Source organism: Pseudomonas sp. AC255, assembly GCF_979258175.1.
This window is the reverse complement of the sequence record NZ_OZ409841.1, coordinates 4,422,527-4,447,699: the sequence shown is the minus strand read 5'-3', so window position 1 is coordinate 4,447,699 and position 25,173 is coordinate 4,422,527. Positions and strand designations below refer to the sequence as shown.

Genomic DNA, 25,173 nt, shown 5'->3' with positions numbered 1-25,173 from the left:
CATTGTGCTTAAGAAACTAAGGGCGATTCAGGGAGCGAATTACTCATCGATTTTGGCAATTTGCACTATGTGAACTGGTCTGTGTCTAAAATTTCTGGTAAATACGAAGGGGCTCTGTCCGCCGTGCCCATGTTGGATCGCGTTAAACGGAAATTATCCGCTAGAAAATTGAAGGGAATTAATATTGTGAAGATCGGAGTGCGAGCGTCACCTACTGAAGTCGTTTATTGCGTGTTTGATTCCGAGCGAGACGAAGTAGTGAATGTTGGGAGCATATGTATTCCTAAATCACTTGGGGTTCCTGAACAGCTCAAACATATTCGGCTCAATTTGCTCGATGTGCTTCGGGAGTACGAGATTTCCGAGGCGGGTATCCGAATTCTTGAACCCGCGGCGCAGAGTATTTCTATTGAGCGTGTTCAGATTGAGGGTGTTATCCAAGAAGCATTCGCGAGTAGTAATGTAAGAAGTTACTACATAGGCCAGATCTCAAGTATTGCATCAAGAGTTGGAATTGAACGAAATCAGTTCAAGCCTTTGGTTGATGGGGATGCAAGTTTCGAAGGCTTTGAAGGCTGGGGTGACTTGTCTAAAACTGAGCGCGAAGCAACTCTCTGCGCAATGGGGGCTTGATATGTACGGTATTTATAGTCGTGCGCAAGTCGAGTTCGAGTACACGAAGGAGATTGGCCAGGATGGTAAAAATTCCAAGGCTTACATCGCGCATGATAAATATTTGGATGCCGAGTTAGTAATTAAAGAAATGGCTCGGGATAAATTTGAGGATAGCGACGCGTTCTTCGCGGAGTCTAGATCTCTGTACAAAGCCGCACATGCGCATGTTGTTCAAATTCAGTACGCCTGCGCGTGTGAAAAAAACATTTACCTAGCACTGCCCTATTATAAAAATGGTTCTTTGAAGGACTTTGCAAAGAACAAGTCCCTTACCGTAAGGGAAGTTGTTAGGTTCTCTATTCAGATTTGCTCTGGTCTGCATAATATCCACTCGAAGGGCTTAATCCATTTTGATATAAAGCCGGACAATATCTTGCTTTCAGATAGGCTGGAGGCCTTAGTTTCCGATTTTGGGCTCGCTAAAGCAATGGGGTTAGACTACACGGCGACCCCTGCTCAGATGTACACCAAACACATGGCACCTGAGTATTTCACAGACGCCGAGTTCACAAGCCAGTATGATATTTATCAGCTGGGGCTGACAATCTATAGACTGATTATCGGTGAAGCTGATTTCAATTCTCAGATTGCAGCTTTTGGCTCTTTTGACGAGTTCAGAAATGCGATTCTGGCTGAAGCTTTTCCACGGCGATTGTCTCTTGAGCACATCCCGTCGCGCCTGAAATCAATAGTGGAAAAGTGCCTAAAGGTCGACCGCGCCCAGAGATATCAGTCAGCACTGGATGTCGCGAACGAATTGGCCCAGATAGACGACAACACGCTCGATTGGGTGTATGAGAGTCTCAATGGTGTCCGTCGCTGGCATAAAGTCACGCCAACCCACGAATACCTGCTGGAGGTCGACGGAGCTGGCACGTCCGTCGCTCAAAAGAAGACTACTACAGGTAAATGGTCTAAGGTAAAAGAGTCATGTGGTGGATTGACCACTGCTGCTATCAAGAGGTTTCTGAGGAAATTCTGATGCGTGTTATACGCAATGACAGGAAAACTTATAAAACCCGAGAGTCTCTTTCGTCTCCCCCTCGACCCAAGGATTCCGAGTCAAAGCCGAAGATTGAATTTGAGTTTGAGGTCTATGGTCACTTCGTCAAGCGCCGGATAAAGTCCGACTTGTAATCAACGCCCTGTCGATGACTGATGCCGCTCACTTTAGTCTTGGCTTCAGACTGTCTGAAGCCTCCAGCCAGCCTGGAGGCCACAAAAACGCCGCTTTCCTGTGAAGAGAAGGCGGCGTTTTTCCATAGCTGAGCGACAGTAGCTCGATACCAAGCTTTTCGACTCCTAATGTCTCCCCTGGTTTTATAGCAGCCTCTACCGGCTGCTGTGAGTCGAAAGCTGTCCATTGTTACCGTATCGAAACGACTTTGCGGTCATGATTCTGATTGAGTGCTGACACCGACAGGTTCCCGCTCGCTGCTTCCTGAATGTGCTCGCTCCACCAAGCCATCATCGGGCGCCTGCGTTCGATGTAATCTGCGCGGTTGTAGGCGCTGCGAACCTCGTCCTTGTCGACGTGGGCGAGCGCTACCTCAATCAACTCAGGATCCCAACCGTGCTCGTTGAGGATGGTGCTAGCCATTGAGCGCATCCCATGGCTGACTAAGCGCCCTTCAAAGCCCATACGCTTTAGCGCCATGTTGGCGGTCTGGCTGTTGCAGTGGGTTCGAGGATTACGGTCTGCAGGGAACACGTACTCCCGATGTCCGCTGTAGGGCTTGATTGCTTCAAGCAGGGCTAGAGCCTGGCCTGTTAACGGCACGATGTGTATGCGGCGTTTCTTCATGCGCTCAGCTGGAATCGTCCAGATCTTCTTCTCGATGTCGATGTCAGCCCAGCGGGTGGTAGCTGCCTCTGCTGGTCGGGTCATGGTGTTGAGCTGCCATTCGATTAGGCAGCGAGTAGTCCTTTTTATACTGGCATTGGCGATTGTCACCATGAGCTCTTTCAGCTCATCGGGCGGGAGCGCCGCCATGTTTTTCTTCTTGGGCTTTTTGAAGACGGAACGAATCCCGCTGAGCGGGTTTGCATGAATCAGTCCCGAATTGACCCCATAGGTCATGACCTCGTTGAGTCGCTGTGTCAGCCGTTTAACGGTTTCGAGGCTGCCTTTGGTTTCAAGGGGTCTGAGTAAATTGATTACCTTCGGGGCGGTGACGGCTGAGATCGGTGTGGTGCCGAGGTCTGGGAAAATGTGCAGCGTAAGCGAGCGCCAAATATCTTCGGCATAAGCTGGGGTGACTGAATCCTTTTTGAGCTCGAACCACGTCGTCGCCACGTTTTCGAAAGTGTGTTCTGTGGCTGCTTTTTCGCTTGCCGCTCCGCATCGCGCTGCTCTTTCGGGTCCAGCCCCTGAGCGACGAGCTCCCTCGCCTCAACGGTTCGCTTGCGTGCTTGAGCCAAGCTTACTTCGGGAAAGGTACCTAGTCCCATGTTGATCCGTTTTTTGGTCACAGGATGAATGTAGTTGAAATTCCATAGTCTCGAGCCATTGATTCTCACTCGCATCTGAAGGCCGTTGCCATCCGTGAGTGTGTAGTCCTTTTCCTTAGGCTTGGCGGCTTTGACTTTCATGTCTGAAAGGCGCGTGGCTTGAGCGCACATGGTGTATTCCAATGCTGTTTATGTATTCCAAAAATTACCAGCTGAGAGCTTGGAATACCACTTGGAATACACGTTTGCATGGATGTCTATGGACGCTGACGGACCCTGATGGCGCTGAAAGCCCCGTATTTACTGGATTTCAGGCACAAAAAAAGACGTCCGTGGACGTCTTTAGATGATGAAGTGGTGGAGCCGGGGGATTTGAACCCCCGTCCGCCAGTACTCCGCTGTCGGTACTACATGCGTAGCCGTGTCTATTAAGTTAACCCTCAGCGACCCGACGGGCAGGGTGCTTTGGGCGAGTTGTGTAAGTTTTAGCCGCTTCGTCCACAACGTACTGCACGGCGATTCTGTTCTATATGACAATCATTTCGGGTTTACAGACATCCCCTGATGATTGCTGGACCCGAAGGTACCAGGAGTATTGTCAGCTGCAATTAAGCAGCGAGAGCAACACCGTATTGGTCGTCATTGGCAACTATAAGTAGTTGCAACAGTGGATTTACGACTTCTGTTACCAAGTCGGCATGCACCTAGAGTTTCGCAACCGGCGTCGAATCCTAAACGGCCCCGAACTCATTGCCCGGTGAATCTGATCGGGCAACAAGCGTGCACAGTGTACGTCAATCTGCCGACGAGGCCAACCCGCAGGTTGGCCCATCAGCATTCATCAGTTGTTGGTGCCGCTGGCTTTTTGCAGCTCCAGTTTGGTTTGCGAGGTTTCTGCCACGCAGTCATCAATTTTGCCTTGAGCCTTGAGTGCATTGGCCTTGCTCAGACTGGTTTCAACCATCTGGGTTTTTTCCGGCGACGATGCCAGCTGCGCTTTGAGATTGTTGATCTCTTTGATGTTGGCATCGCACAGATCGGCAGGTTTGTCTGCGGCGAACGAAGTGGACGCCATCATCGAGGCAGTAACGAACAGACCTAACAGTACAGAACGCTTCATGTGTATCTCCTTGAACTGAGGGATCCAGGCTTCGCTGACCGCTGGGCGAGCCACCGAATGGAGGAAAAGCCCCGATTTGTCGGGGCCTGTTCTGTGGATTGCCGTCTCGCTCAAGAGTTCTATTTTTTTCAGACAGCCTTCGCGCGTGTCACCCGATCCACCAGATAAACCAGCCCGTGGTAGTCGATGCCACCGTGCTGGGTCAGGCCGATTTCGCAGGTGCGGCTGGTGGAAATGCCCTCGCTGCAGTGCTGCACGGCGTCCTTGAGCGTACGCAGCGAATGGCTGTTCAGCTCTGGTGTGGTGAAGCCTTTGTCGCCGGCAAATCCGCAGCAATGTATGCCTTCGGGAATCACCACGGTGTTGCTGCATTTGCGCGCCAGATCGATCAGCGCCTGGCTTTCGCCCAAGTGCTGAGTGCTGCAGGTCACGTGCACGGCAATCGGTGCTTCCTGGGGTGTGAAGTCCAGACGATCCAGCAGATGCGTACGGATGAAGCGCACCGGATCGTACAGATCCAGTCGTGTTTCGCCGATGTCTTGGACCAGCCGCAACGTACATGGGCTGGTGTCGCAATAGATCGGGTCGAGGCCGCCGCGACTGGCGTGGAGCAGTGCGCTGATCAGCTCCTGACGTTTGTGTTCGGCCTGTTCGGCGTAGCCTTTGGAGGCGAACGGCTGACCGCAGCAGAGGTTGTCCTGATTGTCGGGAAAGACTACCTGGTAACCGGCCTTTTCCAGCAGGCCACGGGTTTTGTCGTACAGCGACATCTGTTCTTTGTCGCCCGCCGCCGGGCCCATGACCCGCGAGACGCACGCCGCCAGATAAACCACGCGCGGGCGCTCGTCGGCCACGCTCGGGCTGAAGCGAATGGCTTTTTCCGGTTGGGGCATGGCGTTGGTCCACAACGGCACTTGGCCTTTGGACAAGCGCGTCAGCGTCGCCGACAACTTCGCCAGACGCGGTGCGCCGAGCATCATCCGCGCGCCGTTGGCGACATGCAGGGTGAAGCGTGCGCCTTGCAGGGTTTTGGCGAAATTTCCTTCGATCCAGTCAGCGGTTTTATGATGCGTGGCGTGTCGGCCACGGAGCTTTTTCACCAGCTCGCCGGTGTTGATGCCTACAGGGCAGCGTTGCGCGCACAGGCCGGTGGCGGCGCAGGTGTCGATGCCTTGATAGTCGAAGGCTTTTTCCAGTTCGGTGGTGTCGACGCCGGCGCGTTTTTTCGCCTGGATATCGCGCCAGATCACGATGCGCTGGCGCGGGCTCAGGGTCAGGCCTTTCGATGGGCAGACCGGTTCGCAGAAACCGCACTCGATGCACTTGTCCACAATTTCGTCCGCCGCCGGCAGCGGTTTCAGGTGCTTGAGGTGGATCTGCGGATCTTCGCTGAGCACCACGTCCGGATTGAGAATGCCGTTGGGGTCGAGCAGGCGTTTGAGCTGCCACATCAGTTGATAGGCGTCGCTGCCCCATTCCAGTTCCACGAACGGCGCCATGTTGCGGCCGGTGCCGTGTTCGGCCTTCAGCGAGCCGCCGAATTCCACGGCGACCAGTTGCGCGACGTCGTCCATGAACGCTTGGTAGCGTGCGATTTCTTCCGGGCTGTTGAAGCCTTGGGTGAAGACGAAGTGCAGATTGCCTTCCAGTGCGTGTCCGAAAAGGATCGCTTCGTCGTAGGCATGTTTGTCGAACAGCTCGATCAGGCGATTGACGCCGATGGCCAGTTGTTCGACCGGGAAGGTCACGTCTTCGATGATCACTGTGGTGCCGGTTTTGCGCACGGCGCCGACGGCGGGGAAGGTGTCTTTGCGGATGGCCCAGAGGCGGGCGTTTTCCACCGGGTCTTCAGTGAAGTCGACCTGCTTCTCGACGGGGAAATCGCGCAGGGACGCCATGATTTGCGCCAGTTGCTCCCGCAGCAATGTCGACGAAGCGGCGCGGGATTCGATGAGCAGCGCGCAGGCATTTTCCGACAGAAGCTGTACGAAAGCGGGCATGCCTTTTTTGTCCTGCACCGAGCGCAGACTGCGTCGGTCGAGCAGTTCCACGGCGGATACCGGTTGGCTTTTCAGCACGGTCACCGCGTTGCAGCAGGTTTCGACATCAGGGAACACGATCAGCGCCGAGGCCTTGTTCGGGTGATCGATGACGGTGTCGTAAGTCACCGCACTGATAAAGCCGAGGGTGCCCTCGGAGCCGACCAGCAGGTGGCTCAGGATATCCACAGGCTCGTCGAAATCCACCAGGGCGTTGAGCGACAGGCCGGTGGTATTTTTCAGACGGTATTTGTGGCGAATTCTTGCGGCCAGTTCGGTGTTGGCGCGGGTCTCGCGGCCTAATGTCGCCAAGCGTTCGAGCAGGTCGCCGTGGCTGGAGCGAAATGCCGCGACGCTGGCAGGGTCTTCGCTGTCGAGGCGCGTGCCGTCGGCCAGCACCAGCCGAATTCCGGCCAATGTGTGATAGGTATTCTGCGCAGTGCCGCAGCACATGCCGCTGGCGTTGTTAGCGACGATGCCGCCGATCTTGCAGGCATTGATCGACGCCGGATCCGGGCCGATCTTGCGTCCGAACGGTGCCAACCAGGCGTTGGCCTGCGCGCCGATCACTCCCGGTTGCAGGCGGATTTGCGCGCCCTGGCCGCGAATCTCGCGGGCGTTCCAGTTATCCCCAAGCACGATCAGCACGGAATCGCTGATCGCCTGCCCGGACAGGCTGGTGCCGGCAGCGCGGAAGGTCACCGGCACCTTGTCGCGCTGGGCCAGTTGCAGCAGCGCCACCACTTCGTCTTCAGACTCGACGCGGATCACCAGTTTTGGGATCAGTCGATAGAAACTGGCGTCGGTGCCAAAGGCCAGGGTCGACAGCGGATCGTCGAAGCGCCGGTCTGCTGGAATCAGTCGCTCGGCATCACGCAGGAACGCAGCAGGAAGACTCATTGATCCTCCAGAATCAGCACGACCAGATCTTTCGGGCCATGCGCGCCATACGCCAGCACCTGTTCAATATCGGCGGTTTTCGACGGGCCGGAGACCAGCAGCGCATTGGTCGGCATGCCTTGTGCCCATTCGAATTCCTGTTGCACCTGATAGAAGTTGTCGCGGATTTCGCTGGCCTTGAGCAGGGCGAAATGCACCGGTGGCACCAGGCTCATCAAGCGCGGTTCTTCACGGGTTGGCCAGATGATCAGGCTGCCGGTCGCGGCGATGGCACCGAGGGTGCCGGTAAGGCTGGCCGGGGTGTCGTTGAACAGCTCGGCTTTCCACGCTTCCATTGGCCGGTCGTAGGATTTCAGTGCAGGCAGGTCGGGATTATTCACCCAGTGCTGTGTGATGCGTTGCCCGTGCGGTGTGGTCGGTGCGATCAGCAGGCTCGGCAACTGGCGGTCGCGCAGCAGTTGCGCCAGTAATGCCGGCCACTCGGCGCCCGAGGTCAGGTGGATTTCGGTGTGCACCGCTTCCATCAGTTTGCGCAGTTGCGGGATGCGTTGCTCGGCGCTGTAGGTGTAGGGCTGGGTGACGAGATCGACGTCGAAGTTGTCGGCAATTGGCGTGGTGCCGGTCAGACTTTTCCGCAGCTTGCCGAGGATATTTTGCTTGGCGCTCATCGACGCTCTCCTGTTTGCCCAGATGCTCGCGGGCCATGTCATGCAACGAACGCGCGGCCGGTTTTGGTGCGCTGTGATTTTGCGTCCATGGGCCGACGTTGCTCGGCGTAAGGGCGCGCAGGCGCGTGGCGAAAAAAGCGAACAAGCGGTACAGCGTCGGCGAGCTGTTGAGTCTGGCCCAGGCGTTCCAGATAAACCGCTCCTTGCGCGAATACTTGCTGCCCTGACCGCGCATCACCTGATTCGGCGTGTCCGGGGCTTTGACGTTTTCCTCGCGCAGACGGCGCAGGATCGCCGGGATGGGAATCTTCACCGGGCAGACTTCGCCGCAGGCGCCGCACAATGATGACGCGCTCGGGTGGTCCGGGACCTTGGCCAGGCCGACCATGTGCGGGGTGATGATTTTGCCGATCGGCCCCGGGTAGACCTCGCCATAGGTGTGGCCGCCGACGCGGGTGTAAACCGGGCAATGATTCATGCAGGCGCCGCAGCGGATGCAATTCAGGGTCTGGCGCAATTCGCTGTCGGCAAAGGCCTGGCTGCGACCGTTGTCGAGCAACACCAGATGCACTTCCTGCGGGCCGTCGAGTTCATGTTCCTTGCGCGGGCCGGAGATCATGTTGACGTAAGTGGTGATCGGAATGCCCAGCGCCGAACGCGTCAGCAGTGACAGCAGCGGCACCACGTCGCGCAGGTTTTCCACGACTTTTTCGATGCCGGTAACGGCGATATGCACCGGGGGAACGGTGGTGGTCATGCGCCCGTTGCCTTCGTTTTCCACCAGCAGCAGGGTGCCGGTTTCGGCCACGGCGAAGTTGACGCCGGAGACGCCGATGTCGGCTTCGAAGAATTTCTGCCGCAGGACCCTGCGACCGATCTGAATGAGTTGGTCAACGTCCTTGGTGTATTCCACGCCAAGTTTGTCGTGGAACAAGGACGCGACCTGACCGGCATTCTTGTGGATCGCCGGCATAATGATGTGTGAAGGCTTCTCGTGGTCGAGCTGGACGATGTACTCCCCCATGTCGGACTCCAGACATTCAATGTCCCGAGCCTCGAGGAAATGGTTCATCTCCATCTCTTCGCTGACCATCGATTTGCCCTTGATCACTTGCCGCGCCTCGTGAGCGCGGATGATCGATAAGACGATGCCATTGGCTTCGTCCACCGTTTCCGCCCAGTGCACTGTCACACCGTTGCGGGTCAGGTTCTGTTCCAGTTGCTCGAGCAGGTCGGGCAACTTGGACAGCGCGCGGGCCTTGATCGAATTGCCCAGTGCGCGCAAGTGTTCTCTTTCGTGGGCATCGCTGAAAGCCGCTGCCCGCTTGGTCATCAGTGAATCCATGGCAGTGCGGAAGTTGTTCCGCAGCTGCTGATCACCCAAGGCATTGTGTGCCCGGGTGCGGAAATCTTCTTCTACGGCGACCGTAGGAATAATCGTTGAGGTGCTCATTGTGCACCTCCGGTTCGCTGCCAGAGGAAGCTCGCCAGATGTTGCCCGCGTAACGCTTCCTGCTGTTTCTCCAGCGCGCCGTTGATGTTCATCAAACAGCCGCAGTCGGCACTCAGTACCTTGTGGGCGCCGGATTCTTTCAACGCACGGGTCTTGTCAGCCACCATCGCGCCGGAAATGTCTGACATACGGACGCTGAATGTCCCACCGAAGCCACAGCATTCGCTTTCGTGGTCGTGATTGACCCGCTCCACATTGCTCAACTGCGCCAACAACTCGCGGCCGTGCAGGTGGGTGTTCATTTCGCGGCGTGCAGAACACGAGGTGTGCAGCGCGACTTTCAACGGTTCGCCGCTGTCCTTGAGCTGCACCTTGCAGACGAACAGCAGAAACTCGGCCAGCTCATAAGTGCGAGCCGCAAGGGCCTGCACCTGTTTCAACGTTTCCGGCTCGTCCTTGAACAAGTCGGCGTAATGCTCGCGCAGCATGCCGGCGCAGGAACCCGAGGGCACTACCACCGGATAATCCCCGGCAAACAGCGCCAGTTGTGAGCGCGCTACCGCCCGCGCCTGCTCGGTGTAACCCGAGGTGTAGGCCGGTTGGCCGCAGCAACTCTGCCCCTGCGGATACTCGACCCGGATCCCTTCGCGCTCCAGCAGATGGATCGCGTCCATCCCGGCTTCGGGGTAGAACAGGTCGACCACACACGTGCCGAACAGGTAGACCCGCGACGGTTTCTCGCTGGGGTATTGCCGAGGTTCGGGCAGTGGCGGTGCCACGCGGGTCGCGTTCGGCACAGCGTTGTAAAAAAGCTCGCTCATCAGGCGTGTCTCCGGGTAGGCCCGGTTATCCGTCTGCTGCGGCTGCCGAATATAAAGCGCATTGCTTTCAGCAGCCTTACAGACCCGGTGGTGAATTGCTGACGCCGGATCACGGGCCGGCGTCGGTTATTTCCATGCTTCTTGTAGTCTTAGTGCACCAGCATGCCGGTGAACCAGTAGGCCTGAGCCAAGGTGATCAAACCGACAATCGTTGCAAAGAATAGGCTGTGCTTGAGGGTGAAGCGGAACAGATCCGATTCCTTGCCGACGAGACCGGTCGCGGCGCAGGCCACGGCGATCGATTGCGGCGAGATCATTTTGCCGGTCACGCCGCCGCTGGTATTGGCCGCCACCAGCAAGGTGTCGTTGACGCCGATCTGGTGGGCGGTGGTCGCTTGCAACGAACTGAACAGCGCGTTCGACGACGTATCCGAACCGGTGAGGAACACGCCCAGCCAACCGAGGAATGGCGAGAAGAACGGGAACGCCGCACCAGTACCCGCCAGCACCAGGGCCATGGTCGAGGACATGCCGGAGTAGTTGGTGACGAAGGCGAATGCCAGCACCATGCCGATCGACAGGATTGGCCAGCGCAGTTCGTAGAAGGTCTCTTTCAAAGTGGTAAGACCAGTTTTGAAATTGATCTTCAGTACCAGCATCGAAATCAGCGCGGAGAAGAAAATCGCCGTTCCGGTGGCGGAAATCGGGTCGAGTTTGAACACCGCTGGAATGGCGGTCGGGTTGGCCACGATTGGCGCAGTCTTGATCACCAGTTGATCAAGGTGCGGAATCGCGAAGTTGAACACCCAGCTGTACATCGAACCGCCGGCGGCGAACATCGCTTTGAAAGGCTTCAGCGTCCAGATCGTCACCAGCACAGTGAGGATCAGGAACGGCGACCACGCCTTGAAAATTTCCCCGAGGCTGTAGGGCGAAGCCACGGTGGTGCGCTTCTGGCCGAAACCGCCGACGCTGGCGCTGACCACCGAAGCGGATACGGCGCCAACGATGTGCTGGCCGGCGGCGCGACGTGGTTGCCAGACCTTGAGGAACAGGGTCAGGGAAATCAGGCTGGCCAGTGCCGAGGTGATGTCCGGCAGTTCCGGGCCGATGAAGTTGGAGGTGAAGTATTGGGTGATGGCGAAACTCAGACCTGCCACCAGCGCGGCCGGCCAGGTTTCGCGCACACCGCGCAGGCCGTCCATCATGAACACCAGCCAGAACGGCACGAACAGCGACAGCAGTGGCAGCTGGCGACCGGTCATCGCGCCGATCTTGAAGGCGTCGATGCCAGTGACCTGGCCTGCAACGATGATCGGAATCCCCAGCGCGCCGAACGCCACCGGAGCGGTGTTGGCGATCAGACACAGGCCGGCGGCGTACAGCGGGTTGAAGCCCAGTCCTACAAGGAGTGCGGCAGTAATCGCGACCGGCGCGCCGAATCCGGCGGCACCTTCCAGAAATGCGCCGAAGCAGAAACCGATCAGCAACACCTGCAAGCGCTGGTCATCGGTGATCGACAGGACCGAGCTGCGGATGACCTCGAACTGACCGCTCTTCACCGTCAGCTTGTAGAGGAACACTGCCGCGACAATGATCCAGGCAATCGGCCACAGACCATAAGCGAAACCATAACCAGCGGCGGCGAAGGCCATGTCCACTGGCATCTGGAAGGCGAAAATCGCCACGGCAATCGAAAGCGCGAGGGTGATGCTGCCGGCCACATGGCCTTTGAGACGGAACACCGCCAGGGCGAGAAAGAAGAACACGATGGGAATGACGGCCGCGAGAGCGGAGACGCCAAGACTGCCGAGCGGACTGTAGAGCTGTTGCCAGGTTTGCATGGTGGGGTGGCCCCTAATTGTTGTTGGTCAGGCACTGTGAGCAATCTTGGATAATTGGTAAGACCAATTTACAAGCGCTGTCGGCTAGGGTAAAAGCCTTGATGTCGGTGTGTCAATTTGCCGCTCTGAAACTTTCGTCGAAGATGCGGTGCACACAGCAACTGATCCGCTTTGGCGAAGTGGTGTCTGGCAGGTGTCGGCGGCGTGCGGATAGGCCAGAATAGACACCCCGGCGAGCGGTCGGGATCGTGGAGAAATGAGTTATGGGCTTTGATCAGATACGTCAGCGCCGTTTGTCTGACGATATTGTCGAGCGCCTTGAGGGGATGATCCTCGAGGGCACGCTGAAGTCGGGCGAACGTCTGCCGGCCGAGCGCACGCTGGCCGAACAATTTGGCGTATCACGCCCGTCGTTGCGCGAGGCAATTCAGAAGCTGGCGGCCAAAGGCTTGCTGGTCAGTCGCCAGGGCGGCGGCAATTATGTGGTGGAAGGCCTGGGTTCGACGTTCAGCGATCCGCTGTTGCAATTGCTTGAAAGCAATCCCGAAGCGCAACGTGATTTGCTCGAATTCCGGCACACCCTGGAGGCATCGTGCGCCTACTACGCCGCATTGCGCGCCACCGATGTCGATCGTGAACGCCTGACTGCTGCCTTCGAAGAGCTGCAGGATTGCTACTCGCGTCACGAAGAAGTCAGCCGGGCGGAAGAGGGCGCGGCGGATGCGAAGTTTCATCTGGCGATTGCCGAGGCCAGCCACAACGCGGTGTTGCTGCATACCATTCGCGGACTGTTCGATCTGCTCAAGCGCAATGTCGTGACCAACATCGGCGGCATGTACAAACAGCGCACGGAAACCCGCGACATGCTGATCTCGCAGCATCGGGAATTGTATCTGGCGATTATCGAAGGGCGTGCGGAGCAGGCGCGGGAAGTGTCCAGCCGACATATTTTGTATGTGCAGGAGGTGCTGGAAGAGGTGCGTCAAGAGGTGCAGCGCATGGCTCGGGCGGAGCGGCGCAAGGGGATGTGATCAGGTGTGTTTGTGTTGATGCTGAAATAGCTTTCGCGAGCAGGCTCGCTCCCACCTTTGAAATGCATTCCAAGGTGGGAGCGAGCCTGCTCGCGAATTGGCGCTAAAGGAGGAAGATCAGTCTTCCTTGCCCTTGTTGCGCACCGCACGCTGCAATTCACGACCGGCATCGCGCTCGCGCTCGGTGTCACGCTTGTCGTATTCCTTCTTGCCCTTGCCCAGAGCGATCTCGCACTTGACCATGTGCTTGCTCCAGTACCAGGACAGGCAGACGCAGGCGTAACCCTTCTGCTGCACGGCGGCGGCGAGCTTGTCCAGCTCGCGGCGGTTGAGCAGCAGTTTGCGCGTGCGCACCGGGTCGGCGATGACGTGAGTGCTTGCGGTCATCAACGGCGTGATGTGGCTGCCGAGCAACCATGCTTCGCCGTCCTTGAGCAGCACATAGCTGTCGACCAGCTGCAACTTGCTCGCCCGCAGACTTTTTACTTCCCAGCCGGCCAGGACCAGACCAGCCTCGAACTTGTGCTCGATGAAGTAATCGTGTCGCGCCTTTTTGTTCTGCGCGATGGTCCCTGTTGGGTGTTTCTTCTGTTTAGCCATAGGGGCGGCATTATATGGAGTTGTTCGGCTGTCGGCTACGGTGTTGCTGCGTGCTTGAGCAGGTTGAGTGAATCCCGGACAATGCGGCCTCTTTTTCTAACGCTTGGGCGTGATAAACGATGTCGACAGACAAGGTTTCTGTCCACGGCAGTTGGGCTAGCCGCTGGGTATTCATACTCGCCGCGACCGGTTCGGCCGTGGGACTGGGTAGTATCTGGAAGTTCCCCTACATGGTCGGGGTCTACGGCGGCGGCGCCTTCGTGCTGATGTTCCTGGCGTGCATCGCACTCATCGGCGTGCCGGTCATGCTCGCGGAAACCCTGATCGGCCGGCGCGCCCGGCAAAGTCCGGCGAATGCCCTGAAGGTGCTGGCACTGGAAGCCGGGCACTCGGCCAAATGGTCGTGGGGCGCGTTCGCCGGGATGATCACGGCCCTGCTGATTCTGTCTTTCTACAGTGTGGTCGGCGGCTGGTCGCTGGACTACATCGTCGACATGGGCCGTGGCGATTTCCAGGGCGCGACGGCCGATCAGGTCGGTGCCTATTTCGGCAATGTCATCTCCAATCCATGGCGCCTGACACTTTGGCACACGATTTTCATGCTGCTGTCGGCCTTCGTGATCGCCAAAGGCGTGGTCGCCGGGCTTGAGCGCAGCCTGCGGATCATGATGCCGCTGCTGTTCGTGATGATTCTGGTGCTGCTGGGTTACAGCATGACCACCGGGCATTTCATGGAAGGCGTGCATTTCATGTTCGACTTCCACCCGGAAAAAGTCCTCGACGGTCTGCTGCCGGCGATGGGGCACGCATTCTTCTCGCTGAGCGTCGGCGTTGGTTCGATCATGATCTACGGCGCCTACATGCCGAAGAACACTTCGCTGTCGGGCACGGTGGTCGGCGTTGCGCTGCTGGATACTTTCGTATCGCTGGTCGCTGGTCTGGCACTGTTTCCGATTGTGTTCGCTGCTGGCCTGAACCCAAGCGAAGGTCCGGGACTGATGTTCGTCAGCCTGCCATTTGCTTTTGGTAATGTATTTTTCGGCCAGTTGATGGGCGTGGTGTTCTTCGTGCTGGTCGCGGTGGCAGCGTGGAGTTCGGCGATTTCGCTGCTTGAGCCAATGGTGGCTTACCTGGTTGAACGCACTAAAATCAGCCGCATCTGGGTCACGTTCTGGCTTGCGTTCACCTGCTGGTTCGTTGGTCTGGGCACGGTGTTTTCTTTCAATATCTGGAAGGAAGCCAAGTTTTTCGTGAACGAAGGCGGGGCGTTCAGCCTCTATCAATGGGGTGCGCAGAGCGGTCTCGACTTCTTTGGCGTGATCGATTTCTTCACCTCGCGGATCATGTTGCCCCTCGGTGGCTTGTGTTTCGTGCTGTTCGCGGGATGGGTGATGGGGCGTGAAGCGGTGCGGGATGAATTGTCCATCCGTAACCCGGTTCTGTTTGCTCTGTCCCTGTTCTTGATGCGCTACGTGGCGCCTATCGGCATTCTTGTAGTCTTTGCCGCTCAGCTCTGGAAGTAACGCTTACATGACGACACATATCCAACGATCCGCGCTCCTGCCGTACCCGGCGCAGTTTCTCTACGACCTGGTCAACGACGTCGCGCGGTACCCGGAGTTTCTGCCGTGGTGCTCGGAGGCTGAAGTGCTGGAAAGCTCGCCGGAACACATGCGCGCCAGTGTCGGCGTCGCGAAGGGTGGCCTCAGTCAGCATTTCGTCACGCGCAACACGCTGGTGCCGGGGCAGTCGATCGAGATGAATCTTGAAGAAGGCCCGTTCACTCAGTTGCACGGCATCTGGGTATTCAAGGCACTGAACGAGAAGGCCTGCAAGATCAGTCTGGATCTGTCGTTCGATTATGCCGGGCCGTTGGTGCGCGCAACTCTGGGGCCGTTGTTCAATCAGGCGGCCAATCAGTTGGTGGATGCTTTCTGCCAGCGCGCCAAGCAGATGCATGGTTGAGCCGGTGATCGAGATAGAAGTCGTGTACGCAGCGGTTGATCGCCAGGTTATGCGTGCGATCAGCGTAGCTGAAGGCGTTAGCATTCGGGCTGCGGTGCACGCATCGGGCATCGCGGCCGAGTTTCCTGAGCTGAATCTGGCGCAGTGCCCGCTGGGGATTTTTGGCAAGGTCGTGGCTGACGCGGATTCTCGCCCTGTTCAGGCGGGCGACCGGATCGAAATATATCGACCGCTGCTGGCTGATCCCAAAGAAGTTCGACGTTTGCGTGCGGCCAAGGCTGCCGAGGCCAAAGCACGCAATTCTTGATCAGGCCAAACGGCAGGCAATAAAAAACCCGGAATGTCCGGGTTTTTTATTGCCTCGCCTATTACTGCGGCGAGGTGTCCAGCGGCTCTGGTGTCGGAACCGGTACGGTTTCCACGCCATCGACGTCCTTCTGGATCTGATCCAGCAAGGAGCCTGGTTTGGCTGGCTTCTCGGCTTCTGGCTTGTCGGCGTTTTCAGCAGGCGCGGTCACGGTAGTACCGCTGTCCTTGCCGAGAATGGCTTCATCACGGCTCACGCCGGGCATGAAGTCACCGGACAGGCTGACAAGCTGGTCGTTGGAGTTGAAGATAACGCTGATTCGTTCCTGCTGGCGTTCACCGCCACCCGGTTGCAGGCTGTACAGATAATCCCAGCGATCGGCATGGAACGTGTCGGCAAGCAGAGGGTTGCCCATGATAAACCGTACTTGCGGCCGGGTCATTCCCGGGCGTAACTGGTCTATCATGTCCTGCGTGACGACATTGCCCTGCTGGATGTCGATTTTGTAAACCCCGGGGAATGAACAACCGGCGAGTGCGAGCAGTCCCACAAAGGTGAAACTGGTTAGCAAGAGCTTGGTGTTTTGCATCGGTGGGCGACTTCCACTATCTTGGCTGGGACAACGTAAACGCCGATCATACCCGCATTAAGAGAAGCTGCGAAGCAGCATCGCGAGAAAGCTGACCATGGTTGAAAATAGCGAACTACGCAAAGCCGGCCTCAAAGTGACCCTGCCACGGGTCAAGATCCTGCAAATGCTCGACTCTACCGAGCAGCGCCACATGAGTGCCGAGGACGTCTACAAGGCGTTGATGGAAGCTGGTGAGGACGTTGGTCTGGCCACGGTTTACCGTGTACTGACCCAGTTCGAAGCGGCCGGCCTCGTGGTCCGCCACAACTTCGACGGCGGCCACGCGGTCTTCGAACTGGCTGACGGTGGCCACCACGACCATATGGTCAACGTGGAATCGGGTGAAGTGATCGAATTCTTCGACGAAGAAATCGAAAAACTTCAGAAATCGATCGTCGAGAAGCATGGCTTCGAAATGGTTGATCACAACCTGGTGCTGTACGTGCGCAAGAAAAAGTAAGCATGTCGCGCGAATTTCACATTCGCGAAACGAGCGAAGGCGACCCAAGGGTCGCCTTCGTGCTTTCTACTATTTGTTACGCCTTGGCGGTCACCACCATTTTTTTCGCATGAGCCAGGGATTCCTTGGTCAGATCGATGCCGCCGAGCATGCGCGCGACTTCTTCGATGCGCTCGTTCTTTGTCAGCTTCGCGACAGCGGTGTGAGTCGCCTTCTCGTCGCGAACCTTGTGCACGAACAGATGCTGATGCCCTTGCGCCGCCACTTGCGGCAAGTGCGTCACGGTCAGGACCTGGCCGCGATCACCGAGACGGCGCAGTAACTGGCCGACAATCTCGGCAGTCGGACCGCCAATACCTACGTCCACTTCGTCGAACACCAGGGTCGGCACGCGGGAGGTCTGGGCGGTAATGACCTGAATCGCCAGACTGATCCGCGACAGCTCACCACCGGAGGCGACTTTTGCCAGCGCCTTGAGCGGTTGGCCGGGGTTGGCGCTGACCAGCAGTTCGACCTGTTCCAGCCCGTTCGGCAGCAACTCATCGCTGCTGTTGGCTTTCAGTTCGATGGTAAAGCGGCCGCCGGGCATGCCCAGGCGCTGGATTTCCTGCTCCACTGCACTGGCGAGGCTACCGGCAGCTTGATGACGAAGGTCGCTCAGCTCGCGCGCTTTCTCCTGATAGTGGCGGGCGTAGGACGCCAGTTCTTCACCCAGGCGTTCGATGGATTCATCGTTGGCGTTGAGGGTTTCGATTTCATCGAGCAGCTTTTGCTGCATCTCGCCGACTTCGGTCGGTTGAATCCGGTGTTTGCGCGCCAGGGTGTAGATCGCGTCGAGGCGCTCTTCCAGGTATTGCAGGCGAGCCGGGTCGGCATCAAAGTTGTCGAGGAAGCGGTTGAGCTCGCCGACCGCTTCTTCTACCTGAATCTGTGCGCTGGTCAGCAGGCTGCTGGCTTCACCCAGCGCCCCCACCGAGCTGTTCACACTGGACAGACGATTGAGGCTGGCGGTCAGTGCATTCAGGACATTCCCTGAATCACTTTCACTGCATTGCTCGACCACTTGCCGGCATATGCCCAGCAAGGTTTCGGCGTTGGTCAGGTTCTTGTGTTCCTGCTCCAGTTGCTCCAGTTCATTTTCGCCGAGGCCGAGGTTCTCCAATTCCTCAAGCTGATAGCTGAGCAACTGATGACGTGCGCGTTGTTCGTCGCCGGAGTTGGACAGCCGCTCCAGTTCCTGGCGGGTCTGACGCCAGCGTTGCGCGGCAAGCTGCACCTGACGCGCCAGATCGGTGGCACCGGCGTACTCGTCAAGCAGGCGGCGATGGGTGTCGGTCTTCAGCAGCGACTGATGTTCGTGCTGGCTGTGGATATCGATCAGCAGCTCGCCGAGGGCTTTGAGGTCGCCGAGCGGGCAGGGCGTGCCGTTGATATAGCCGCGCGAACGACCTTCCGAGGTGATGACCCGGCGCAGGATGCAAGGCCCGTGGTTTTCCAGATCGCGCTCGGCCAGCCAGGCGCTGGCTTCAGGGATATCAGCGAGATCGAAGGTGGCGAGAATGTCGGCTTTATCAGCGCCCGGGCGAACCACGCCGCTGTCGGCGCGATCACCCAGGGTGAGGCCCAGGGCATCGAGCATGATCGACTTGCCGGCGCCGGTTTCCCCTGTGATCACGCTCATCCCGCGATCAAGTTCGAGATCGAGATGTTCAACGATGGCGTAGTTGTGTACGGACAGGTGCACCAGCATAAAGGCAGCTCCCAGGCTTGAGGTCTGGTTATTTATACAGTGTTTTGTTCAGGCCTGACAATGCCCACCCTTAGCTCGATTTGCTTGGTCAGAGAGTTTTCTTAGCGCATTCAAGAATGAGTATTCAGCACTTTTTTGTAGGGACAATTGTTTTCAGCCCTTGAAGCCTGATTTTGCGGCCCCATATATCGGGGCAGAAGCGCGAGTCAGGCTCGCGGACGAAATTGAAAGGAGAATTCTATGGCTGACGAACAGACAGTAGATACGCAAAACCCAGATGCCAATCAGGTGCCCGAAGGTTCGGGTGACGACCTGGCGACCCGTGTGCAAGTGCTCGAAGAGCAATTGGCCGCCGCGCAGGATCAGTCTCTGCGTGTTGCTGCCGATCTGCAGAACGTTCGCCGCCGTGCCGAGCAGGACGTCGAGAAGGCGCACAAGTTTGCCCTTGAGAAATTTGCCAGCGACCTGCTGCCGATCGTCGACAGCCTGGAGCGCGGCCTCGAGCTGTCGAGCCCGGACGACGAAAGCATCCGTCCGATGCGCGAAGGCATCGAGCTGACCCTGAAAATGTTCCACGACACCCTCAAGCGCTACCAGCTTGAAGCGATCGATCCGCATGGCGAACCGTTCAACGCCGTTCACCATCAGGCGATGGCCATGCAGGAAAGTGCCGACGTCGAGCCGAATAGCGTGTTGAAGGTTTTCCAGAAGGGCTACCAGCTCAATGGTCGCCTGCTGCGCCCGGCGATGGTCGTGGTCAGCAAGGCGCCGGCACCGGTTTCGCCTTCGATTGACGAGCAGGCTTGAAATTAGCCGCAAGGCCCCCATTTAGAAGTCAAGCGTTTAAGTGCTACCGCAGTCAGCCACCACTGCTGCGGCAACAAAATCCAAAGTTTCGGGAGAGTGAACATGGGCAAAATTATCGGTATCGACCTGGGGACTACCAACTCCTGCGTCTCCGTGCTGGAAAACGGCAAAGCCAAAGTTATTGAAAACGCTGAAGGCGCGCGTACCACGCCGTCGATCATCGCTTACGCCAACGATGGCGAAATTCTGGTAGGTCAGTCGGCCAAGCGTCAGGCTGTAACCAACCCGCACAACACCCTGTACGCGGTAAAGCGTCTGATCGGTCGTCGTTTCGACGAAGAAGTTGTGCAGAAAGACATCCAGATGGTCCCTTACAAGATCGTCAAGGCTGACAACAATGACGCCTGGGTAGAAGTGAACGGCCAGAAAATGGCACCGCCACAGATCTCGGCTGAAATTCTGAAGAAGATGAAGAAGACCGCCGAAGACTACCTCGGCGAGGCAGTGACCGAAGCGGTGATCACCGTTCCGGCCTACTTCAACGACAGCCAGCGTCAGGCCACCAAAGACGCCGGCCGCATCGCTGGTCTGGACGTAAAACGCATCATCAACGAACCAACCGCAGCCGCTCTGGCTTACGGTATGGACAAGGCCAAGGGCGATCACACCGTGATCGTTTATGACCTGGGTGGCGGTACTTTCGACGTTTCCGTAATCGAAATCGCTGAAGTTGACGGTGAGCACCAGTTCGAAGTGTTGGCCACCAACGGTGACACCTTCCTCGGCGGTGAAGACTTCGACATTCGTCTGATCGACTACCTCGTTGACGAATTCAAGAAAGAAAGCGGCATGAACCTCAAAGGTGACCCGCTGGCCATGCAGCGCCTGAAAGAAGCCGCTGAGAAAGCCAAGATCGAGCTGTCGTCCGCTCAGTCGACCGACGTCAACCTGCCGTACATCACTGCAGATGCGACCGGTCCTAAGCACCTGAACGTGAAAATCTCCCGTGCCAAGCTCGAAGCACTGGTTGAAGACCTGGTTCAGCGCACCATCGAACCTTGCCGCATTGCCATGAAAGACGCCGGTATCGACGTCAGCGCGATCAACGACGTGATTCTGGTCGGTGGTCAGACTCGTATGCCGCTGGTACAGAAGCTGGTTACCGATTTCTTCGGTAAAGAAGCGCGTAAAGACGTCAACCCGGACGAAGCCGTTGCCATGGGTGCTGCGATTCAGGGCGCTGTTCTGGCCGGTGACGTGAAAGACGTGCTGCTGCTCGACGTCAGCCCGCTGACCCTGGGTATCGAAACCATGGGTGGCGTGATGACCGCGCTGATCGAGAAAAACACCACGATTCCTACCAAGAAATCGCAAGTGTTCTCGACTGCCGATGACAACCAGGGTGCTGTGACCATTCACGTTCTGCAGGGCGAGCGCAAGCAAGCCGCACAGAACAAATCGCTGGGCAAGTTCGACCTGGCCGACATTCCACCAGCTCCACGTGGCGTGCCGCAGATTGAAGTGACCTTCGACATCGACGCCAACGGCATCCTGCACGTCGGCGCGAAAGACAAGGCTACCGGCAAGACCCAGTCGATCGTGATCAAGGCCAACTCCGGTCTGTCCGACGAAGAAATCGAGCGCATGGTGCGTGACGCCGAAGCGAATGCCGAGGAAGACCGCAAGTTCGAAGAACTGGCCGCTGCCCGTAACCAGGGTGATGCACTGGTGCACTCGACTCGCAAGATGGTCGCTGACGCAGGCGACAAGGTCACCGCCGAAGAGAAGACTGCAATCGAAGCTGCAGTGGTTGCTCTGGAAGCCGCCGTCAAAGGCGACGACAAGGCTGCCATCGAAGCCAAGGTTGAAGAGCTGTCGAAAGTCTCCGCTCCGGTTGCTCAGAAGATGTACGCCGAACAGGCTCAGCCAGCTGATGGCGCGGCCCCGCAAGGCGAATCGGCTGAGAAGGCTGACGACGTTGTCGACGCCGAGTTCGAAGAAGTCAAAGACCACAAGTAAGTTGTTGGTCGCCCGGTTGACTGCCTTGCGGCGGTGACTGGTAGGATGTCGCCGCGCGGGAGCTTGCCTCCCGCGTTGGCGTATCTGGAATACGCGAATTTTTACAGCATGCGACACCGTTCGGATGCTGGCGGTATGGCCGGGAATGCTCCTGCTTTTCGCGCCGCAGATACCGCATCAATCAAGACCAGGATCGTTGAATTGACGTGAGTTGGGTCCGGGCCTTAATGGGGGCTCAACGAGTTTGGCGAGGCTCAGGAGGGGTTTGCCGAACGTCCTTAAGAGTGCAAAGAACTTATGGCAAAGCGTGACTATTACGAAGTATTGGGTGTCGAGCGGGGCACGAGCGAAGCGGACCTGAAGAAGGCCTATCGCCGTCTGGCCATGAAGCACCACCCCGACCGTAATCCCGGCGACAAAGCTTCCGAAGAAGCATTCAAAGAGGCCAACGAGGCCTATGAAGTGTTGTCCGACGCCAGCAAGCGCGCGGCATACGACCAGTATGGTCATGCCGGCGTCGATCCGAGCATGGGTGGCGGCGGTGCCGGTTTCGGTGGCCAGAACTTCTCGGACATCTTCGGCGATGTCTTCAGTGATTTCTTCGGTGGCGGTCGCGGCGGTGCCCGTGGCGGCGCTCAGCGTGGCAGCGATCTGCGCTACACCCTGGAGCTGAATCTGGAAGAAGCGGTGCGCGGTACGTCGGTGAATATCCGCGTTCCGACACTGGTCAACTGCAAACCGTGCGATGGTTCCGGCGCCAAGAAAGGCTCGTCGCCGACGACGTGCCCGACCTGCGGCGGCATCGGTCAGGTGCGCATGCAGCAGGGCTTTTTCTCGGTGCAGCAGACCTGCCCGCGCTGCCATGGCCAGGGCAAGATCATTTCCGATCCGTGCGACTCCTGCCACGGCGACGGTCGTGTCGAAGAGTACAAAACCCTGTCGGTCAAAGTGCCTGCCGGTGTTGATACTGGCGACCGCATTCGTCTGTCCGGCGAAGGCGAGGCGGGTACCCAGGGCGGGCCGACTGGCGACCTGTACGTTGTGATCAATGTGCGCGAACACGACATCTTCCAGCGTGACGGCAAGCATCTGTTCTGCGAAGTGCCGATCAGCTTCGTCGACGCTGCACTGGGCGGCGAGCTGGAGATTCCGACCCTCGACGGTCGCGTCAAACTGAAAATCCCTGAAGGCACGCAGACCGGCAAGCAATTCCGCGTACGCGGCAAGGGCGTTGCGCCAGTGCGTGGCGGCGGTGCCGGCGACCTGATGTGTCGTGTCGCTGTGGAAACGCCGGTCAACCTCAACCGTCGTCAGCGTGAACTGCTGGAAGAATTCCGCAGCTCCCTGGCCGACGACAACAGCCACTCGCCGAAAACCACCGGTTGGTTCGACGGTGTGAAGCGTTTCTTCGGCGATTTGTAAGGAGTCGGCATGCGACGTATTGCAGTGATGGGCGCCGCCGGGCGCATGGGCAAGACCCTGATTGAAGCGGTGCAGCAGACGCCGGGCGCCGGTCTGACGGCGGCGGTCGATCGTCCCGACAGCACGCTGGTCGGTGCGGATGCCGGTGAGCTGGCAGCGCTGGGCCGTATCGGCGTGCCGCTGTCCGGTGATCTGGATCGTGTGGTTGAAGAGTTCGATGTGTTGATCGACTTCACTCACCCGACCGTGACCCTGAAGAATCTCGCGTTCTGCCGCAAGCACGGCAAAGCGATGATCATCGGCACCACCGGTTTCAGTGTTGAAGAGAAGCAATTGCTGGCCGATGCGGGCAAGGACATTCCGATCGTCTTCGCCGCCAACTTCAGCGTCGGCGTCAACCTGTGCCTGAAGTTGCTCGACACCGCTGCGCGCGTGCTGGGAGACGATGTCGATATCGAGATCATGGAAGCCCATCACCGCCACAAGGTCGATGCTCCGTCCGGTACCGCGGTGCGCATGGGTGAAGTGATTGCCGATGCCCTGGGGCGTGATCTGAAGAAGGTCGCGGTCTACGGTCGTGAAGGCCAGACCGGTGCGCGTGAGCGTGAAACCATTGGTTTCGCCACCGTGCGTGCTGGCGATATCGTCGGTGATCACACCGTGCTGTTCGCTGCCGATGGCGAGCGCGTCGAGATTACCCACAAGGCATCGAGCCGCATGACCTTCGCCAAGGGCGCGGTGCGTGCGGCGCTGTGGCTGGATGGTCGCGAGCCGGGCCTGTACGACATGCAAGACGTGCTCGACCTGCGTTGAGTCGTTGCTGAACCCGGCGCAAACGTCCCGTTTTGCGCCGGTTTTTACCGCTTGGCGACGACCTGTCGCATTCTCCGGCCTTTAAGGCTCTTTAGCGGTGGACCAAAAACGCCCTTTTCTGTAAGCTACAGCTTTAGTGTGTCCACTAAAAGCGCGCAGAATAATTTCAGTGAAGAAGCGGGGTGACGTGTCCATACGTCACTCCGCTTTTTTACAACCTGCGATTGCCCTTTCATGCGTTATTTACGGGAGGTCTTCTTGACTAAGCCAGCCATACTCGCCCTTGCTGATGGCAGCATTTTTCGCGGCGAAGCCATTGGAGCCGACGGTCAGACCGTTGGTGAGGTGGTGTTCAACACCGCAATGACCGGCTATCAGGAAATCCTTACCGATCCTTCCTACGCCCAACAGATCGTTACCCTGACTTACCCGCACATCGGTAACACCGGCACCACGCCGGAAGACGCCGAGTCCGACCGCGTCTGGTCCGCTGGCCTGGTCATCCGTGACCTGCCGCTGGTAGCGAGCAACTGGCGTAACACGATGTCCCTGTCCGATTACCTGAAAGCCAACAACGTGGTGGCAATCGCCGGTATCGACACCCGTCGCCTGACCCGCATCCTGCGTGAAAAAGGCGCTCAGAACGGCTGCATCATGGCCGGCGACAATATCTCCGAAGAAGCAGCCATCGCCGCTGCGCAAGGCTTCCCGGGCCTGAAGGGCATGGACCTGGCGAAAGTCGTCAGCACCAAGACCCAATACGAATGGCGCTCGACTGTCTGGGATCTGAAAACCGACAGCCACGCGACCATCGAAGCTTCCGAGCTGCCATATCACGTGGTCGCCTACGACTACGGCGTCAAGGTCAACATCCTGCGCATGCTGGTCGAGCGCGGCTGCCGCGTCACCGTGGTGCCGGCGCAGACTCCAGCCGCCGATGTGCTGGCGCTGAAGCCGGACGGCGTGTTCCTGTCCAACGGCCCTGGTGATCCGGAGCCATGCGACTACGCGATCCAGGCGATCAAGGAAGTGCTGGAAACCGAGACGCCGGTATTCGGCATCTGCCTCGGCCACCAACTGCTGGCTCTGGCCTCCGGCGCCAAGACCCTGAAAATGGGCCACGGCCACCATGGTGCCAACCACCCGGTGCAGGATCTGGATACAGGCGTGGTGATGATCACCAGCCAGAACCACGGTTTTGCGGTAGACGAAGCCACCCTGCCAGCCAACGTGCGCGCGATCCACAAATCGCTGTTCGACGGCACCCTGCAAGGCATCGAGCGCACCGACAAGAGCGCGTTCAGCTTCCAGGGTCACCCTGAAGCGAGCCCTGGCCCGAACGATGTCGCGCCACTGTTCGACCGCTTCATCAACGAGATGGCCAAGCGACGCTAAGC

The 25,173-nt window shown here is 58.1% G+C and carries 20 protein-coding genes, 1 other RNA gene and 2 pseudogenes; 12 read left to right on the top strand and 11 right to left on the bottom strand.

The genetic code is table 11. The features are described from left to right. Positions 1 to 81: 81 nt before the first annotated feature. Positions 82 to 633: a hypothetical protein gene (locus tag ACZZ0K_RS20210; protein ID WP_463559278.1), complete on the top strand. Its 552-nt coding sequence runs from the start codon at positions 82 to 84 to the stop codon at positions 631 to 633. Beyond that, a complete protein-coding gene (locus tag ACZZ0K_RS20205; RefSeq protein ID WP_463559277.1) occupies positions 515 to 1,657 on the top strand; it encodes a serine/threonine-protein kinase in 1,143 nt (380 codons plus the stop codon). Before ACZZ0K_RS20210 ends, ACZZ0K_RS20205 begins: the two co-directional genes overlap by 119 nt. Positions 1,658 to 2,041: 384 nt before the next feature. On the opposite strand, the pseudogene ACZZ0K_RS20200 reads toward ACZZ0K_RS20205, so the two are convergent. From ACZZ0K_RS20200 to ACZZ0K_RS20165, 8 genes and pseudogenes are all read right to left on the bottom strand, one after another. Next, positions 2,042 to 3,297: pseudogene (locus ACZZ0K_RS20200) on the bottom strand (integrase domain-containing protein). A gap of 184 nt (positions 3,298 to 3,481) precedes the next feature. Continuing rightward, positions 3,482 to 3,869: a transfer-messenger RNA gene (gene ssrA / locus ACZZ0K_RS20195) on the bottom strand. Between the two features lie 98 nt (positions 3,870 to 3,967). Then, on the bottom strand, positions 3,968 to 4,246 hold the full coding sequence (locus tag ACZZ0K_RS20190) for a hypothetical protein (RefSeq protein ID WP_150743395.1): 279 nt from the start codon (positions 4,244 to 4,246) through the stop codon (positions 3,968 to 3,970). 128 nt (positions 4,247 to 4,374) lie between these two features. After that, entirely contained in the window at positions 4,375 to 7,185 is a 2,811-nt protein-coding gene (locus ACZZ0K_RS20185; RefSeq protein WP_258707581.1) for an FAD-binding and (Fe-S)-binding domain-containing protein, read from the bottom strand. Further along, positions 7,182 to 7,853 (bottom strand): LutC/YkgG family protein, encoded by a 672-nt coding sequence (locus ACZZ0K_RS20180; protein WP_258707582.1) that lies wholly within the window; start codon positions 7,851 to 7,853, stop codon positions 7,182 to 7,184. The genes ACZZ0K_RS20185 and ACZZ0K_RS20180 overlap by 4 nt, the downstream gene beginning before the upstream one ends. 10 nt (positions 7,854 to 7,863) lie before the next feature. Continuing rightward, positions 7,864 to 9,306, bottom strand: a pseudogene (locus ACZZ0K_RS20175) (LutB/LldF family L-lactate oxidation iron-sulfur protein); the annotation flags it as partial. Continuing rightward, positions 9,303 to 10,127, bottom strand: a complete 825-nt coding sequence (locus tag ACZZ0K_RS20170; protein ID WP_463559276.1) for a (Fe-S)-binding protein — start codon at positions 10,125 to 10,127, stop codon at positions 9,303 to 9,305. The pseudogene ACZZ0K_RS20175 and the gene ACZZ0K_RS20170, both read right to left, overlap by 4 nt. A 149-nt stretch (positions 10,128 to 10,276) precedes the next feature. Continuing rightward, the gene (locus ACZZ0K_RS20165; protein WP_016771776.1) at positions 10,277 to 11,971 is read right to left on the bottom strand and encodes a lactate permease LctP family transporter; all 1,695 of its coding nucleotides are present in this window, start codon (positions 11,969 to 11,971) and stop codon (positions 10,277 to 10,279) included. 263 nt (positions 11,972 to 12,234) lie between these two features. Here ACZZ0K_RS20165 and ACZZ0K_RS20160 point away from each other — a divergent pair, with 263 nt between their 5' ends. Further along, the gene (locus ACZZ0K_RS20160) at positions 12,235 to 13,002 is read left to right on the top strand and encodes an FCD domain-containing protein (protein ID WP_016771775.1); all 768 of its coding nucleotides are present in this window, start codon (positions 12,235 to 12,237) and stop codon (positions 13,000 to 13,002) included. Positions 13,003 to 13,119: 117 nt separating this feature from the next. Here ACZZ0K_RS20160 and smpB read toward each other — a convergent pair whose 3' ends face one another. Then, positions 13,120 to 13,602: an SsrA-binding protein SmpB gene (smpB, locus tag ACZZ0K_RS20155; RefSeq protein WP_007953781.1), complete on the bottom strand. Its 483-nt coding sequence runs from the start codon at positions 13,600 to 13,602 to the stop codon at positions 13,120 to 13,122. Between the two features lie 119 nt (positions 13,603 to 13,721). On the opposite strand from smpB, the gene ACZZ0K_RS20150 reads away from it, so the two are divergent. The 3 genes from ACZZ0K_RS20150 to ACZZ0K_RS20140 are packed head-to-tail and all read left to right on the top strand — an operon-like array spanning position 13,722 to position 15,874. Next, entirely contained in the window at positions 13,722 to 15,125 is a 1,404-nt protein-coding gene (locus ACZZ0K_RS20150) for a sodium-dependent transporter (RefSeq protein WP_016771774.1), read from the top strand. A 7-nt stretch (positions 15,126 to 15,132) separates the two neighbouring features. Continuing rightward, on the top strand, positions 15,133 to 15,567 hold the full coding sequence (locus tag ACZZ0K_RS20145) for a type II toxin-antitoxin system RatA family toxin (protein WP_016771773.1): 435 nt from the start codon (positions 15,133 to 15,135) through the stop codon (positions 15,565 to 15,567). Next, positions 15,560 to 15,874: an RnfH family protein gene (locus tag ACZZ0K_RS20140; protein WP_150636053.1), complete on the top strand. Its 315-nt coding sequence runs from the start codon at positions 15,560 to 15,562 to the stop codon at positions 15,872 to 15,874. The genes ACZZ0K_RS20145 and ACZZ0K_RS20140 overlap by 8 nt, the downstream gene beginning before the upstream one ends. Positions 15,875 to 15,935: 61 nt before the next feature. Here the strand turns inward: ACZZ0K_RS20140 and ACZZ0K_RS20135 are convergent, their stop codons facing one another. Then, positions 15,936 to 16,463: an outer membrane protein assembly factor BamE gene (locus ACZZ0K_RS20135; protein ID WP_016771771.1), complete on the bottom strand. Its 528-nt coding sequence runs from the start codon at positions 16,461 to 16,463 to the stop codon at positions 15,936 to 15,938. 97 nt (positions 16,464 to 16,560) lie between these two features. Here ACZZ0K_RS20135 and fur point away from each other — a divergent pair, with 97 nt between their 5' ends. Next, positions 16,561 to 16,965 carry a ferric iron uptake transcriptional regulator gene (gene fur / locus ACZZ0K_RS20130; protein ID WP_016771770.1) on the top strand — a complete coding sequence of 135 codons (405 nt, stop codon included), beginning with the start codon at positions 16,561 to 16,563 and terminating at the stop codon, positions 16,963 to 16,965. A gap of 76 nt (positions 16,966 to 17,041) precedes the next feature. On the opposite strand, the gene recN is transcribed toward fur, so the two are convergent. Continuing rightward, positions 17,042 to 18,715, bottom strand: a complete 1,674-nt coding sequence (recN, locus tag ACZZ0K_RS20125) for a DNA repair protein RecN (RefSeq protein WP_463559275.1) — start codon at positions 18,713 to 18,715, stop codon at positions 17,042 to 17,044. Positions 18,716 to 18,955: 240 nt separating this feature from the next. Between recN and grpE the strand changes: the two genes are divergently transcribed. The 5 genes from grpE to carA all read left to right on the top strand — a co-directional run bounded on the left by grpE (position 18,956) and on the right by carA (position 25,171). Continuing rightward, on the top strand, positions 18,956 to 19,522 hold the full coding sequence (grpE, locus tag ACZZ0K_RS20120; protein WP_258707586.1) for a nucleotide exchange factor GrpE: 567 nt from the start codon (positions 18,956 to 18,958) through the stop codon (positions 19,520 to 19,522). Between the two features lie 102 nt (positions 19,523 to 19,624). Beyond that, entirely contained in the window at positions 19,625 to 21,541 is a 1,917-nt protein-coding gene (gene dnaK / locus ACZZ0K_RS20115) for a molecular chaperone DnaK (RefSeq protein WP_024011565.1), read from the top strand. A gap of 297 nt (positions 21,542 to 21,838) precedes the next feature. Then, entirely contained in the window at positions 21,839 to 22,963 is a 1,125-nt protein-coding gene (gene dnaJ / locus ACZZ0K_RS20110; protein WP_016771767.1) for a molecular chaperone DnaJ, read from the top strand. 9 nt (positions 22,964 to 22,972) lie between these two features. Next, on the top strand, positions 22,973 to 23,776 hold the full coding sequence (dapB, locus tag ACZZ0K_RS20105; RefSeq protein ID WP_041477928.1) for a 4-hydroxy-tetrahydrodipicolinate reductase: 804 nt from the start codon (positions 22,973 to 22,975) through the stop codon (positions 23,774 to 23,776). Positions 23,777 to 24,034: 258 nt separating this feature from the next. Beyond that, positions 24,035 to 25,171, top strand: coding sequence for a glutamine-hydrolyzing carbamoyl-phosphate synthase small subunit (gene carA / locus ACZZ0K_RS20100; protein WP_016771765.1), 1,137 nt, complete (start codon positions 24,035 to 24,037; stop codon positions 25,169 to 25,171). The last annotated feature ends 2 nt before the right edge of the window (positions 25,172 to 25,173 follow it).